The 14,805-nt window shown below is 62.5% G+C and carries 13 protein-coding genes; 6 read left to right on the forward strand and 7 right to left on the reverse strand.

Annotated elements, in window-relative coordinates:
• Window position 1 precedes the first annotated feature (1 nt).
• The 3 genes from ACZ5IL_RS02370 to recR all read left to right on the forward strand — a co-directional run bounded on the left by ACZ5IL_RS02370 (window position 2) and on the right by recR (window position 3,014).
• The gene (locus tag ACZ5IL_RS02370; protein WP_464594939.1) at window positions 2–1,840 is read left to right on the forward strand and encodes a DNA polymerase III subunit gamma/tau; all 1,839 of its coding nucleotides are present in this window, start codon (window positions 2–4) and stop codon (window positions 1,838–1,840) included.
• Window positions 1,841–1,900: 60 nt separating this feature from the next.
• The gene (locus ACZ5IL_RS02375; protein WP_079445438.1) at window positions 1,901–2,221 is read left to right on the forward strand and encodes a YbaB/EbfC family nucleoid-associated protein; all 321 of its coding nucleotides are present in this window, start codon (window positions 1,901–1,903) and stop codon (window positions 2,219–2,221) included.
• A gap of 187 nt (window positions 2,222–2,408) precedes the next feature.
• On the forward strand, window positions 2,409–3,014 hold the full coding sequence (gene recR / locus ACZ5IL_RS02380) for a recombination mediator RecR (RefSeq protein ID WP_464594941.1): 606 nt from the start codon (window positions 2,409–2,411) through the stop codon (window positions 3,012–3,014).
• Window positions 3,015–3,054: 40 nt separating this feature from the next.
• Here recR and gloB read toward each other — a convergent pair whose 3' ends face one another.
• Window positions 3,055–3,822, reverse strand: coding sequence for a hydroxyacylglutathione hydrolase (gene gloB, locus ACZ5IL_RS02385; protein ID WP_425907681.1), 768 nt, complete (start codon window positions 3,820–3,822; stop codon window positions 3,055–3,057).
• A 334-nt stretch (window positions 3,823–4,156) separates the two neighbouring features.
• On the opposite strand from gloB, the gene ACZ5IL_RS02390 reads away from it, so the two are divergent.
• Entirely contained in the window at window positions 4,157–4,897 is a 741-nt protein-coding gene (locus ACZ5IL_RS02390; protein ID WP_464594942.1) for a class I SAM-dependent methyltransferase, read from the forward strand.
• A gap of 55 nt (window positions 4,898–4,952) precedes the next feature.
• Here the strand turns inward: ACZ5IL_RS02390 and ACZ5IL_RS02395 are convergent, their stop codons facing one another.
• The 5 genes from ACZ5IL_RS02395 to ACZ5IL_RS02415 all read right to left on the reverse strand — a co-directional run bounded on the left by ACZ5IL_RS02395 (window position 4,953) and on the right by ACZ5IL_RS02415 (window position 12,216).
• Complete coding sequence (locus tag ACZ5IL_RS02395) at window positions 4,953–5,657, reverse strand: DUF4167 domain-containing protein (RefSeq protein WP_079445442.1); 705 nt, start codon at window positions 5,655–5,657, stop codon at window positions 4,953–4,955.
• 468 nt (window positions 5,658–6,125) lie between these two features.
• Window positions 6,126–7,022 carry a peptide chain release factor N(5)-glutamine methyltransferase gene (gene prmC, locus ACZ5IL_RS02400; protein ID WP_464594943.1) on the reverse strand — a complete coding sequence of 299 codons (897 nt, stop codon included), beginning with the start codon at window positions 7,020–7,022 and terminating at the stop codon, window positions 6,126–6,128.
• 70 nt (window positions 7,023–7,092) lie between these two features.
• Entirely contained in the window at window positions 7,093–8,169 is a 1,077-nt protein-coding gene (gene prfA, locus ACZ5IL_RS02405; protein WP_464594945.1) for a peptide chain release factor 1, read from the reverse strand.
• A gap of 244 nt (window positions 8,170–8,413) precedes the next feature.
• The gene (ptsP, locus tag ACZ5IL_RS02410) at window positions 8,414–10,681 is read right to left on the reverse strand and encodes a phosphoenolpyruvate--protein phosphotransferase (protein ID WP_464594946.1); all 2,268 of its coding nucleotides are present in this window, start codon (window positions 10,679–10,681) and stop codon (window positions 8,414–8,416) included.
• 281 nt (window positions 10,682–10,962) lie between these two features.
• Window positions 10,963–12,216, reverse strand: coding sequence for an aspartate kinase (locus tag ACZ5IL_RS02415; RefSeq protein ID WP_425907689.1), 1,254 nt, complete (start codon window positions 12,214–12,216; stop codon window positions 10,963–10,965).
• A gap of 430 nt (window positions 12,217–12,646) precedes the next feature.
• Here ACZ5IL_RS02415 and ubiG point away from each other — a divergent pair, with 430 nt between their 5' ends.
• Together ubiG and ACZ5IL_RS02425 are read left to right on the forward strand one after the other, a co-directional pair.
• On the forward strand, window positions 12,647–13,420 hold the full coding sequence (gene ubiG / locus ACZ5IL_RS02420; RefSeq protein ID WP_464594947.1) for a bifunctional 2-polyprenyl-6-hydroxyphenol methylase/3-demethylubiquinol 3-O-methyltransferase UbiG: 774 nt from the start codon (window positions 12,647–12,649) through the stop codon (window positions 13,418–13,420).
• 46 nt (window positions 13,421–13,466) lie between these two features.
• The gene (locus tag ACZ5IL_RS02425) at window positions 13,467–14,366 is read left to right on the forward strand and encodes an EamA family transporter (protein ID WP_464594949.1); all 900 of its coding nucleotides are present in this window, start codon (window positions 13,467–13,469) and stop codon (window positions 14,364–14,366) included.
• Here the strand turns inward: ACZ5IL_RS02425 and ACZ5IL_RS02430 are convergent, their stop codons facing one another.
• Window positions 14,367–14,804, reverse strand: coding sequence for an EamA family transporter (locus tag ACZ5IL_RS02430; protein ID WP_464594950.1), 438 nt, complete (start codon window positions 14,802–14,804; stop codon window positions 14,367–14,369). It abuts the gene before it with no gap.
• Window position 14,805: the final 1 nt, after the last annotated feature.

Consider the following 14,805-nt stretch of genomic DNA (forward strand, 5'->3'; position numbering starts at 1 on the left):
AATGACCGATGCTGGCCATCCCTCAACGCTCCCCGATGACGCCGCCGGTCAAACCGGCCTCGACCTCGGCATGATGCCATCGGAAACGAGCGCGCAGTACCGGGTGCTGGCGCGCAAATACCGCCCCTCCAGCTTTGACGACCTCATCGGACAGGAGGCGCTGGTGCGCACGGTGTCCAATGCGTTCGAAACGGGGCGGATTCCGCAGGCCTGGATCCTGACCGGCGTGCGCGGTGTGGGAAAAACCACCACCGCGCGTATTCTTGCCCGCGTACTGAACTACGAGCTTGCGGACGGCTCGGTGCAAGGACCGACGATTCGGATGCCGGAACTCGGCGTTCATTGTCGGGCCATTATGGAAAGCCGGCATATCGATGTGCTGGAGATGGACGCGGCCTCGCATACCGGCGTCGATGACGTCAGGCAGATCAACGACAGCGTGCGCTATGCGCCGTCGAGCGCTCGCTACAAGGTCTATATCATCGACGAAGTTCACATGCTTTCGACGGCGGCCTTCAATGCGTTCCTGAAGACGCTGGAGGAGCCGCCAGAGCACGCGAAATTCGTGTTCGCGACCACCGAGATCCGGAAGGTTCCGGTGACGGTTCTGTCGCGCTGCCAGCGGTTTGATCTCCGACGTGTCGAAGCTGAGGTGCTGATGGCGCACCTCGCCAATATCGCGGCGAAAGAAAACGTCGAGGTGGAGCCGGAGGCGCTCGGCATCGTGGCGAGGGCGGCCGAAGGCTCGGTGCGCGATTCCCTGTCGCTGTTCGATCAGGCCATCGCCCATGCGGCTGGCGTGGTTCGGGCCGATGCTGTACGGCAAATGCTGGGGCTTGCTGACCGTACGCGGGTCATCGATCTGTTCGAGGCACTGGCGCGAGGCGACATCGCGAGCGCATTCGGCGAGTTTCGCGACCAGTACGATACCGGTGCCGATCCGGTCGTGGTGCTCAGTGATTTGGCCGAGTTCGTCAACTTCGTAACCCGCGTCAAGATCGTTCCGGCGATCGCCGACAATGTCTCATTCGGGGAAACGGAGCGTCTGCGCGCTCGCGATTTTGCCGTAAAACTGTCGATGCGCGTGTTGTCGCGGATGTGGCAGATGCTGCTGAAAGGAATCGCAGAAGTTCAGGGCGCGACGCGGCCGGCGGCCGCGGCCGAGATGGTGCTGGTGCGCATCGCCTATGTCGCGGACCTTCCGCCGCCCGATGAGGCGATCCGGATGTTGGATCGCAATGGCGGCGAATCGCCAGTTGTCCCGAACAACGCCGCGCCGCCCAGATCGAGCTCAGGATCGGTATCATCCGCCCGATCGTCGGCTGCGCGTTCATTGTCGCCGCGCGCCGCAGCAGAACCGGCTCGCCCGCAAGCCATCGCGCCGGTGGCCGATAGAGCGGATGCGAGTCCGGCGACGGCCATCGAAAGCTTTACCGAACTCGTGGCGCTCGCCGGCGAAAAACGCGATTTGATTATCAAGGCGGCGCTCGAGGCCGACATGCGGTTAGTCCGGATGGACGACGGCCGGCTTGAGATCGCGCTGGAGCGCAGTGCGGCGCGCACGCTGGTGAACGATCTTTCGCGCAAGCTGGAACAGTGGACAGGCCGGCGCTGGACGGTGATCGTTTCCAACGAGCCGGGCCAGCCGACATTGCGCTCCCAGGCGTTGCTGCAAAAAAACGAGCGGGAGCGCGCCGCTGAGGCCGATCCGCGCGTGCAGGATGTGCTGGCGCGTTTTCCCGGCGCCAAAGTGGTCGAGGTGCGCAAGTTCGCTTTGTCCTCGCCGGATTCCGATGCCGCTCCTGACGAGCCGGCTGACGATCTCGACAGCAACGATTAGGGCTTTTCCGCTTCTGGTACCAGGAAGCGGAAAGGCTCCAGCAAGAAAAGGAACTTTTTGATGGCTGATTTTCTCGGCATGATGAAGCAGGCGGCTCAATTCCAATCTAAGATGAAGGCGATGCAGGACGAGCTCGACCACATTGAGGTCGAGGGCACGTCTGGCGGTGGTCTTGTCACTGTGCGGATGACCGCCAAGATGGACGTCAAGGGGATCTCGATCGATCCGTCTCTAATTAAGCCAGACGAACGTGAAATTCTCGAAGATCTTGTCGTGACCGCGCTTGGCGATGCGCGCCGTAAGGCGGAAGTCGCAATGCAGGAGAAGATGCAGACATTGACCGGCGGGCTTGGTCTGCCGCCCGGCCTGGGGTTCTCGTGATCGGTCGCACGATGCGAATGTTGAAATCGGACCACTCAGGTGCGCGTGAAGAAGACGCGTCAGATTAATCATAGAGCCATGTTTCTGATTCTGTCAGAAGCGAAAAAGGCGCTAGTGTCCTTCGAATCGAAATTCGCGAAGGGGCGCAGCGCACTTTGGCGAATTTCGGATTCGGAAGCCCTAAGAGATGCCGACCGCCGTCACCGGACCTGAGATCGATCGTTTGATCCAGTTGCTTGCGCGGCTGCCGGGGCTTGGCCCGCGCTCGGCGCGGCGGGCGGCGTTGCATCTGATCAAGAAACGCGAGGCGTTGATGACGCCTCTGGCAGGCGCGCTGCAGGTTGCGATCGACAGGATCCGGGTCTGCGAAACCTGCGGTAACATCGACACCCGCAGCCCCTGCACGGTATGCACGGATGTCCGGCGCGATCCGTCTATCATTGTCGTGGTTGCCGATGTGGCGGATCTCTGGGCGCTGGAGCGCGCCGGCGCCACCAACGGATTCTATCACGTGCTGGGAGCGACGCTGTCACCGCTCGATGGCGTCGGTCCACAGGACCTGACGATCGATGCGCTGGTGTCGCGGGCGCACGATCCGCGTGTAGCGGAAATCGTCCTGGCGCTGAACGCGACCGTCGACGGCCAGACCACAGCGCATTACATCACCGATCTGCTTGGCGACGCCAACGTGAAGGTCACGCGGCTCGCCCACGGCGTTCCAGTGGGGGGTGAACTCGACTATCTCGATGAAGGGACGCTGTCGGCGGCGATGCGACAGCGCACGTTATTTTAGCTGGCGGTGTCGGCCCGGCGCGGGCATGAACATCATGCGCTCACGACTTGTTTTTGCGTTCGCGCAACTCGGTGAACACGTCGGCTCCGCTGGCTCCTTTCATGTGCACGCCGGCCGCCACCGCAGGATCGTCGGCGCGCAGGAACACGTTGGCCTTCTTTTCCTCGCCCATCAGCGTCGGCACCGTCGGCTTGCCCTCGGCGCGCAGCCGCGTGACCTCCTCGGCGCGGGCCTTGAGAACCGGATTATTCGGCTCGATGGTCAGCGCGAATTTCACGTTTGATGCGGTGTATTCGTGGCCGCAATAGAGCCGGAAATCATCGGGCAGCGCGCGCAGCTTCAAAAGCGAGTCCCACATCATTGGATAGGTGCCCTCGAAAACCCGGCCACAGCCGATCGAGAACAGGGTATCGGCGGCGAAGACCACCTTCTCGTCGTCGAACACGTAACTGATATGGTCCAGCGTGTGACCGGGCGTTTCCAGCACGCGTCCCAGCAGCGTTCCGACCTTGACGATGTCGCCCTGGCCGACTCGCAGATCGACGTTGGCGATTCCGGCGCCCCTGTCATGCGGTGCGACTACCCGGCAGTTGTATTTCTGTTTCAGTTTCGTGATGCCACCGACATGATCGCTGTGATGATGGGTGACCAGAATATCGGTCAGCATCCAGCCTTCGCGATCCAGCGCTTGGATGATCGGTTCGGCGTCCGGCGCGTCGATCGCGGCGGTCGCATCAGTTGCGGGGTCGTGAATCAGCGCGCCGAAATTATCGGTGAGGCAGGTGAACAGGCGGATGTCGGCGGTCATGTCGTCTCCGTGAGTCCGAGAGGTCGACGCGAGTGTCCCGGCCGCGAAGGTCGTTCGTCGGACTTGTGGGAAAAATGACGCGAACTCCGGGAAAGCCAGACTAGAACTATTCCGGCTTTGAGGGGATCGAGCCGCTCGAGCTTTTGTTTTGACACGTTATCTTGATCTTGCGGGATCCGTAGACATCCTCAGGTCGATCCCGAAGACATGCTCGCTCGGAGACGCTATAGCATAGGCAATTGCGTGGCGAAACAAGCCGTTAACGGCAGTTTACGATTGCACAAATCGGCAGGGCGGGGGTGCCCGGCCTGCCGGCAACATGGTAGATGTGGACATGGCGATCGACGTCATCGACCTTCGTGATTTCTACGCGCAACGTCTCGGCATGGTGGCCCGGCGGCTGATCAATCGCGCCATTCATGCACACTGGCCGAGTTTGGAGGGGCAGTGCGTGGTCGGCCTTGGCTATCCCACTCCTTACCTCGGTCTGTTCCGCGAGGAGTGCGAGCGCTGTATCGCCTTGATGCCGGCGGCCCAGGGCGTCTTGAAATGGCCGACGGCGCGGCCGGCGCTGGCGACCCTGGTCGATGAATTTTCGTTACCGCTGCAGGACGCGGTCGCAGACCGAATCCTGCTGGTTCATGCGCTGGAAGTGTCGGACGATCCGGAAAGTCTCCTGCGCGAGGTGTGGCGAATTCTTTCGCCGGCTGGCCGAATGATGGTGATCGTTCCCAATCGCCGGGGTATCTGGACCCGTACCGATACGACGCCGTTCGGCCACGGTCAGCCTTATTCGCGCTCGCAGATCACTCAACTGCTGCGGCAGACATGGTTCACGCCGTCCGCCTGGGGCGAGGCGCTATTCGTCCCGCCGATCAATGGCGGCTGGTTCCTGCGCTCCGCCGCGGCGTGGGAGCGCATCGGCGCGGCACTGTCGCTGCCGTTTGCCGGCGTTCACATCGTTGAGGCGACCAAGCAAGTTTACCGGCCCATTGCCGCGAAACGGGAACACAGCCGGCTGATCCCGGTGTTGCAGCCAACGCTCGCGCCGTCCTCGTGTAACGCCGAGGAGTGAGATATCCGATCGTGATCCGAATGGTTCACCCGCCCAGAAGAGGTGAGGTGAATCGCTATTCGTTGCCGGGATTGAAGTCCTCGCTCGGAGCCGGCGGCTGCACCATGCCGTCCGGACGCGGGCCATGCGGACGTCGGCGACGGCGTGGCGGGAAGCGGTCGCTGCGCTCGCCGCCCTGATGGCCGTTGCCTTCGAACCGGCCGCCATTCACCTGCGGCTGAGATCCCGTAATGAACGACGGGAGGCGATCGACGCCGCCATTGTCGGCAGGCTCCATCGCCGGCCGCGGCTGACGGTATTCTCGGGGCTGCTGCTGATCGCGCTGGTAGGGCTGCGCCTCGCGCTGATGATTGTCACGCGGTTGCTGAACCGGAACGAAGCCGGGCTCCGCTCCAAAATTCGAGTAGTTCTCGCTGTCGTCGTCACCTGCTTCATCCGTGACATCGACGTCGGTTCGCGGCTGTTGCTGCGGCTGGCTTTGGCGAAACTGTTCCTGCGCTGCGGCGATCAGGCGGAAATAATGCTCCGCATGTTGATAGTAGTTTTCGGCGGCCACGGGATCGCCGGATGAGCGAGCGTCGCGGGCGAGTTGGACGTATTTTTCGGCGACGTGAGAGGCGGTGCCGCGGATCTTGATGTCGGGGCCGTTGGATTCGAAAACCCGTGTCATCGGGTTCTGGCCGCGCCGGTTGTTATTGTTATTATTATTATTATTGTTCCGGTTACGCATCCGCTTGTTGTTATTCTGACCGTTTCTCATGTCCCGCCTTCAGTTATCAGCCTTGAAGTTCCAGCTTTGAAGTTTTCGCTTGGGTATTTGGGTATTGCCCTGTCGTTTTGGTGCGATTTCCCGCCCCTCGACGCGGCCTACGCAAAGCGCGTATCGGCCGCTACTCATCTCCATAGCAAAGACGCGTTCCCGGGTCGCCGGCAGGCGCATGGCACCAGCACGGCCAGATCATTCAGCCAGAGACTTCAAACTCAGGTTTTCTCGCGTGAGTGTTCAAGCGCAGTATTCAGGCTTTCGTTCGCTTCGCGGTCGCAAGCGGCGCAGCCCTCGGCCATCGCGCTCGATATGACCTGCCTTTAGGAACCGTTCACTCGGGCCGGTTTTCGTCCGAGAACTCTAAGGCTCACCGGCAGCAAAGCTGCGGGGCCAACCCGGGACCGATGATTGTGCATGAAACGTAATCGCTCCCGAGGGATATTCCAAGTGGTTTTTTATGGCTCAATCGGGCTTTCTAAGGGCAATCTTGCGGGCCACGATGGCGCGGCCGATACCCGCGAGATCAACCCTTGCCGATTCCATGACCGCCAACCCCGCCGCGGTCGCCAGCCGGCTGACGGCGCTGTCCTGACCTTGCCCGATCTCCAACACCAGGAGGCCGTCGGTCGCCAGCAGCGACACCGCCTGCGGCGCGATCCGGCGATAGGCATCAAGCCCGTCGCGGCCGCCGTCCAGTGCGAGATGCGGATCGTGGTCGCGTACCTCCGGCGACAGCATCGCGATGTCGGCCGATGGGATATAGGGCGGGTTCGAGACAATCAGGTCGAATGGGCCTGACAGACCATCCCCATAATCGCTGACCAGGAATTGCGCGCGCGTCGTGAGGCCGACGCCTTGTGCATTGGTTCTGGCCGTGTCGAGTGCCGCGGCGCTCAGGTCGGTCCCGACGCCGGTGGCAGCCGGCAGTTCGGTCAGCAATGCGAGCAGGATCGCACCGCTGCCGGTGCCAAGGTCCGCGATGCGGAGCGCAGCTTGGATCCGGCCTTCAGCGCGGAGAACGTCGAGCGCGGCCTCGACCACGGTTTCAGTGTCGACCCGAGGTACCAGCGTGTCCGCCGACAACTTCAGCGGCAGTCCCCAGAACTCCTTCGTTCCCAGAATGCGCGCCAGGGGCTCGCCCGCAAGCCGGCGTTGCGCAAAAGCATCGAGGCGCGCCGCGTCATCCTCGTTGAGTCTCCGCAAGCCTTGCGCGATCAGTCCAGTAAGATCGAGGCCCAGCACTTCGCCGGTGAGTGTGCGGGCTTCGAGCGCGGCACTGTCGATCCCCGCGGCCGCCAAGCGTGCCGTCAACATCCGCCGCGCGGACTCTATCGTCTCAGTGGCAAACGAAGCGGTCATGTGATTCGCTTTTTCCCTCTCCCGCCAGGGAAGACGGAAAGAAAGACGCCGCGTTGCGATAGGGGAATGTTCACCGGCCACTTTCGGCTGCCAGCTGCGCGGCCTGATGCTCTGTGGTCAACGCATCGATCAATTCGTGCAGCGCGTCGCCGGCGATCACCTGCGGCAGCTTGTAAAGCGTCAGGTTGATGCGGTGGTCCGTGACGCGGCCTTGCGGAAAATTGTAGGTGCGGATGCGCTCGGAACGATCGCCCGATCCAACTTGATCCTTGCGGTCGGCCGAGCGCGCGGCATTGATGCGCTGCCGCTCGGCGTCGTAGATGCGGGAACGCAGGATATTCATCGCCGACGCGCGGTTTTTGTGCTGTGAACGGCTGTCCTGCATGTTGACGACGATGCCAGTCGGGATGTGGGTGATGCGGATCGCCGATTCCGTCTTGTTGACGTGCTGGCCGCCTGCGCCCTGCGCGCGCATGGTCTCGATGCGCAGATCGTCGGGCTTGATCTCCACATCGACCTCTTCGGCTTCCGGCAACACCGCCACGGTGGCTGCTGAGGTATGGACACGTCCCTGCGCTTCGGTATCCGGCACGCGCTGCACACGATGCACGCCGGATTCGAACTTCATCTTGGCGTAGGCGCCGCGTCCCTGCACCTGAGCGACGATCTCCTTGTAGCCGCCCATGGTGCCCTCGCTTGCAGAGATCACCTCCACCTTCCATCCCAGCAGGGCTGCGAAGCGCTCGTACATCCGAAACAGATCGCCAGCGAACAATGAGGCCTCGTCGCCGCCGGTGCCAGCCCGGACTTCGAGCATGACGTTGCGTTCGTCCATCGCATCCTTTGGCAGCAGTGCTACTCGGATATTCTGCATAAGTTCATTGTTGCGTGCCTCCAGCGCGGGGCGCTCGGCCTCCGCCATCGCACGCATCTCAGCGTCCGTGGCGGGATCGGCGATCATCGCGTCGATTCCTGCAATCTCGGTCGTGACAGCGCGCCAGTTCCTGACGGCATCCACGATGGGATTGAGTTCCGCCAATTCGCGCGTCATCTGGACGTATCTGTCAGCACTGACTTGGCTCAGCAGCTCGTTTTCGAGCGCGGCGTGGCGAACCAGCAGGAGGTCGAGTTTGGCTTCGGGCAGCATTGTCAGAAGTGGCCTCTTTCCCCCTTCCCTTGCGGGAGAGGATGACGCGGACCACGTCCGTGCCGGGTGAGAAAGCTTTCGTACGTGACAGGCAAATTCGCTTTTCCCGCCCTCGCTTCACCATGGCCGATCCAAAGCATCGGTGCGTTCTGTGACGGCGGCCATTGGCCGCCTATGCACGCTCTTCCGCGAGGGGGGTGGGAAAACGACGTCCCGGTTCGGGAGACGATCACCGAAAAAAAGGTCACAGCGACAGCCCCTCGGCGTCGGCGAAGTTCTTAAGCTTGTCGCGGATCGAAATGCTGCCGGAGGGCGCTTCGAGCAGCGGCATGATGGCGGCCTCCGCCTTTTTGGTATCGAGATCGAGTATCATGGCCTTGACGGGACCGTGTGCAGTGGCCGAGAGCGAGAGCGAGCGATAGCCGAGCGCGATCAGAGCCAGCGCGCCCAGCGGTTGCGATGCCATTTCCCCGCATAGCGAAGCGCTTTTCCCCGCGGCCCGGGCCTTGACCACGATGTCGTGCAGCGCACGCAGGATCGGGGAGGAGAGCGTGTCGAAGCGGTTCGACACCTTGCTGTTTCCGCGATCGACCGCAAACATGAATTGAAACAGGTCGTTCGATCCAACGGAGACGAAATCGGCTTTCGCAAGCAATTCGTCAAGCTGGTACAACAGCGCGGGGACTTCGACCATGGTGCCGACATCCACCCGTTCCGGTAGCGTGTGGCCATGCTGGCGAAGATAGGTAAGTTCGCGCTCGACGATCGCTTTGGCCTGATCGAATTCGGCGACTTCCGAGATCATCGGGAACATGATGCGCAACGCGCGACCGCCTCCGGCGCGCAGCAGCGCGCGAATTTGGCCGCGCAGCAGCCCGGGACGATCGAGCCCGAGCCTGATCGCGCGCCAGCCGAGCGCAGGATTTTCCTCAACTGCGGCTTCCATATAGGGAAGCGCCTTGTCGCCGCCAATGTCGAGGGTGCGGAACGTCACCGGCTTGTCGCCGGCGGCGTCCAGCACCGTGCGGTACAGGGCAAGCTGCTCGCTTGCGCGCGGCAGGCTCTGTCCGATCATGAATTGGAGTTCGGTCCGGAACAGTCCGATGCCAGAACAATTGGTGTCCTCGATATGTGGAAGGTCGATCACGAGGCCCGCATTGATCATGAGATCGATCGGCTCGCCGTCCTTGGTGACGCAGGGTTTGTCGCGCAAGGCGATGTACTGCGCCTGCCGCCGGGCGCGAAAGCGCACGCGCTCCGCATAGGCCGATTCGATTTCCGCCGATGGCCGCAGGTAAATCGAACCAGAGGTGCCGTCGACGATGATGGCGTCGCCGGGATCGGCGATTCCGACCGCGTTCGGCACCTCGCCGACGGCGGGGATGCCCAGCGCGCGCGCGACGATGGCAACGTGCGAGGTCGCCGTGCCTTCCTCCAGCACCAGTCCGCGCAGCCGCTTGCGGTCATAATCCAGCAGGGCCGCCGGTCCCATGGCGCGCGCGATCAGGATCGCGTTATCGGGGAGCTGCTCGCGGGAAGGCGCGTGATCTTGCCCGACCAGCTGTCGCATCAAGCGGTGGCCGAGATCCTCGAGGTCATGAAGGCGATCACGCAGATAAGGGTCGGTCGAGCGCAACATCCGTGCGCGGGTGTCCGATTGCACACGCTCAACAGCGGCCTCGGCCGTCAAGCCGGTTGCAACCGCCTCCTGCAGCCTGTGCGACCAGCCATGGTCGTTGGCGAACATCCGGTAAGCCTCAAGCACCTCGCGATGCTCGCCGCCGTCAGCAACGTCGCCGCGCTCCAGCAGGTGGTCGAGATCGGCGCGCAGCTTGGAGAGCGCCGTATCCAGCCGCCGGATTTCCTTTGGCACATCGTCGGCGATGTAATTGGTGATGACGACGCGCGGTTCGTGCAGCACAACATGGCCCAGCGCGATACCGTCGGACAGGATCGCGCCAACCTGGTGGATCGTGTGGCGGGTGGCGGGCTCAAGGCCGGGCTGCGCGAGGGCAGCCAGTTCGCCGGAAGCGATCATCTCGGCGAGCACCATCGCCGTAGTCTGAAGCGCTTCGACCTCTTCTTCGACATAAGTGCGCTTGGCGCGATTCTGCACCACAAGCACGCCAAGCGTGTTGCCCGAGCGCAGGATCGGCACGCCGAGGAACGAATTGTAGATTTCTTCGCCGGTTTCGGGGTGGAACGAGAATGCCGGATGACTGCGTGCGTCCGACAGATTCAGTGGCGTCGCTTCGCTTGCGACCAGGCCGACGAGGCCTTCGTGTGCGGTCAGAACGGTGCGATGCACGGCATCGCGATTGAGGCCTTCAGTCGCGTAGAGTTCCAACGTGTTATCGACGCGCAGCACATAGGTCGAGCATACTTCCGCCACCATATTGGCGGCGATCAGCACCACGACCTTGTCGAGACGCTCTTGCGCGCTGACCCGCTCCGCCATGACCTCGCGGAGCCGTCTCAATAAGACGCGGGGGCCGCTCGACGCGCTCCGCATATCCCGGTCCTTCCCCTGCGAGCCAGTTTTTGGATATGTCTAAAAAAACGACATTCCGCGTCAGAAGCGTAGCGCGATTGTCTGAAGCCATTGCCCCAGCCGCAACGGCCATGTCATTCGCCGTATAACCAATCGATGTCCATTTTGCCAAGCAAAACGCCTGCCGTTGAGGAGCACAAGGTCCGAAAAACGGCAACGGCGTTCGCGCTACAATGGGCTTCGCCGGGGCTACGCCGCGCCGGCTCAGCCGAGGACGATGGAGGTGGCTGCAAGCGCTCGTCTCAGGTCCGATCGAGCCCGTAGAGCGTATGCAGGGTCCGTACCGCGAGTTCGGTATAGGCGGTGTCGATCAGCAACGAGAACTTGATCTCCGAGGTCGTGATGGCGCGGATATTGATACCCTTGTCGGACAGCGCCTTGAACGCCTGCGCCGCGACGCCGGCATGGCTACGCATGCCCGACCCGATTACCGAGATCTTCGCGACGTCGGTGGCGCTGTCGAGGCGCGCATAGCCGATCTTGTCCCTGGCGCCGGTGATGGTCTCCTTGGCGCGGGCATAGTCGGAGGCAGGCACCGTGAACGTCAGGTCGGTGGTCTTGCCATCCTCTGAGACGTTCTGGACGATCATGTCGACGTTGATATTGGCATCGGCAAGCGGGACGAAGATCGAGGCGGCGACGCCCGGCTTGTCTTCGATCTGGCGGACCGAGATCTGGGCCTCGTCCTTGGAGAAGGCGATCCCGGTAACGACGTGGCTTTCCATGATTTCCTCCTCGCCGCAGATCAGCGTACCCGGCGGCGTGCCATGGGGGTCGATGTCCTCCGGCTTGTCGAAACTGGAGCGGACGAAAATCGGCATGTTCTGGGTCATGCCGAGTTCCACGGAACGAACCTGCAGCACCTTGGCGCCCTGCGATGCCAGTTCCAGCATGTCCTCGAACGCGATCCTGTCGAGCCGGCGCGCTTTCGGGACCACCCGTGGATCGGTGGTATAGACGCCGTCGACATCGGTGTAGATGTCGCAGCGGTCGGCGCGGATGGCGGCGGCGATCGCCACCGCCGAGGTATCGGAGCCACCGCGGCCAAGCGTGGTGATCCGGCCGGTCTGCGGGCTGATTCCCTGAAAACCGGCGATCACGGCAACCTCTTTGCGCTCCGTGAAGCGGTTGACCAGTTCACTGCCGTCGATTTCAAGAATGCGGGCCGAGGCGTGGGCGTCGCTGGTCTGAATCGGGATCTGCCATCCCTGCCATGAGCGTGCCTGAATGCCGAGCGCCTGTAGCGCGATCGCCAAAAGCCCCGAGGTGATCTGCTCGCCGGATGCCACCACGGCGTCGTATTCGCGCGCGTCGTGCATCGACGAAGCGTCCCTGCACCATGCTACCAGCTCGTTAGTTTTGCCCGACATCGCCGACACCACCACCGCGACGTCGTGGCCGGCATCGACCTCGCGTTTGACATGCCGCGCGACGTTGCGGATACGGTCGAGATTGGCGACGGAGGTGCCGCCAAATTTCATCACAAGCCGGCTCATGACGGGTGTGCGTTCCTAAGGCTCTCTACAAGAAGGCTCTGGATACAAGCCAACTCGATGAAATGCGAAAAGCGGGGGCGCACGGGCGAGAAGGCGCGTATACATAACGGGGCGGATGCGGGCAGGCAACCCGGCTTTCGGTCGTGCTGCGGGGGCCGGATGTTCCAGGAAACGGCGTGAGGCAGGCCGGCAGGATGCCATATCAACGATTCTGCAACCGGACGAGACGATGTTGTATTCGAACGACGATGTTGTATTCGAACAATGTGCACCGCACAGCCCGCCGGACCATTAGGACCGAGCTGGCCCATTTGCAGGTTTTGCACGAAACCCTATGTGGGGTCGACGACTGGGCTGAGAAGGTCAGAACCATCGCCGCCGCGGCCGGCGTTCCGCAATCCCATCACGTCGCCCAAGGAGCCGCCCGGCAATGACGATGCAAGCCGACCCTTCCGCCAATTCTACAGCCGCATCCGAAACGACCGTCGATCACGCCGAGATCGAGAAGTTCTCAAAACTGTCGCAGGAGTGGTGGGATCCCACCGGCAAGATGGCGCCGCTGCACAGGATCAACCCGCTGCGGCTCCAGTTCATCCGCGACGCCGCCTGCCGCAAGTTCGAGCGCAGCGTCCGCAGCCTGAACTGTCTGGCGGACCTGCGGCTGCTTGATATCGGCTGCGGCGCGGGCCTTCTATGCGAGCCGTTCACGCGGCTCGGCGCGCAGGTGATCGGGGTCGATCCCTCCGCGTCCAATATCGCGGCAGCGAAGCTCCACGCCGAGAAAGCCCATCTGTCGATCGATTATCGCTGCACGACCGTGGATGACATGGACGTACGAGAGCGCTTTGACATCATCCTCGCGATGGAGGTGGTGGAGCATGTCGCCAACGTCGGACTGTTTCTGGATCGCTGCGCCGCGATGCTGAAGCCGGGCGGCATCATGGTGGCCTCCACCCTTAATCGCAACTGGAAGAGCTTTGCGCTGGGCATTGTCGCGGCCGAATACGTGCTGCGCTGGCTGCCGCGCGGCACTCATCAGTGGGATAAGTTCGTTACACCGGACGAACTTGCGCGTCACCTCGAGCGCAATGGGCTCGGCATCACCGAGCAGTCCGGCGTGGTGTACAGCCCGTTCGCGGACAAGTGGAGCCTGTCATCCGACATGGACGTCAACTACATGGTGGTGGCGGAAGCGGTGGGGTAAGGCTTCCTCGGCCTTCACACTTTCGGGAACGTGAAAGACACCTTCCATGTTCACCGTCGCCTCGCTCTGGATACCCTTCACCGTCACGGCAGCGTTCGGACAGGTCGCGCGTAACGCGATGCAGCGGTCGCTGACCGGCCCGCTCGGCACGTGGGGCGCGACCAACATCCGCTTCCTGTTCGGTTTTCCGTTCTCGCTGATCTTTTTCGCCGTGGTGATCGGGTTCACCGGAGACCCGGTCCCATGGCCCGTCGTGGCCTTCTGGCTGTGGCTGTTGCTCGGCGCACTCACCCAGATCGTCGGCACCGGCTTGATGCTGCTCGCGATGAACGGCAACTCGTTCGTGGTGACGATCGCGTATCTCAAGACCGAAGCGATCCAGACCGCGATCTTTGGGTTTGTGTTTCTTGGCGACCATCTCACCTTCCTAAAGGTGGTCGCGATTCTGATCGCCACCGTGGGCGTCGTTATCACCGCGTTCCGTCCCGGCGGCGCCAAGGGCTTCGCCGATCTCAAGCCGACGGCGTTGGGGCTGGTCGCAGCCGCCTGCTTCGCCCTGTCCGCTGTCGGCTTTCGCGGCGCCATCATCGCCGTGCCGGGCGTGTCGTTCGTCACCGCGGCGTCCTACACGCTGGTGCTCGGGCTATTCGTGCAGACGGCGGTGCTGACGGCGTATCTGTTGTTGCGCGCGCCCGACGTACCGAAAAGAATTCTCGGCCTGTGGCGGCCGTCGCTGTTCGCGGGTTTTTTGGGCGCGTTCGCCTCGCAGTTCTGGTTCCTGGCGTTCGCGCTCACCGCCGCCGCCAACGTTCGCACGCTGGCGCTGGTCGAGGTGCTGTTCGCGCAAGCGGTGTCATATTATTCGTTCAAGCAGCGGCTTTCGTTACATGAGTTCGGCGGCACCGTGCTGATTGTGATCGGCGTTGGGCTGTTGGTCGCGGTATAATCAGCGTTTGACGGCGATAATGACGGCGCCGGCTGCGATCAGGGCGATTCCAATCCAGCCATTAAGCGAGGGGCGCTCGCCAAGAAAGACGACGCCGAACAAGGCAACCAGTACGACGCTCAGCTTGTCAATCGGCGCGACCAGTGTGGCCGGACCGAGCTTGAGCGCGCGAAAATAGCAGAGCCACGACGCACCGGTGGCCAGTCCCGATAGTACAAGAAAAATCCAGCTCCGGGTCAGCATTGGGCCGGGGTGGCTGAACTGCCCCGTCGCCGACAGGATCAGGCCGAGACTGACAAGGACAACAATGGTGCGGAGGAAAGTGGCGAGATCGGAATCGATGCCTTCGACGCCGACCTTGGCAAAGATGGCGGTCAGTGCCGCGAATGCCGCCGACAGCAGTGCCCAGAACAGCCAGGACGGAAGCGTGAGCGTCATT

This window comes from Nitrobacter sp. CN101, from assembly GCF_055390255.1.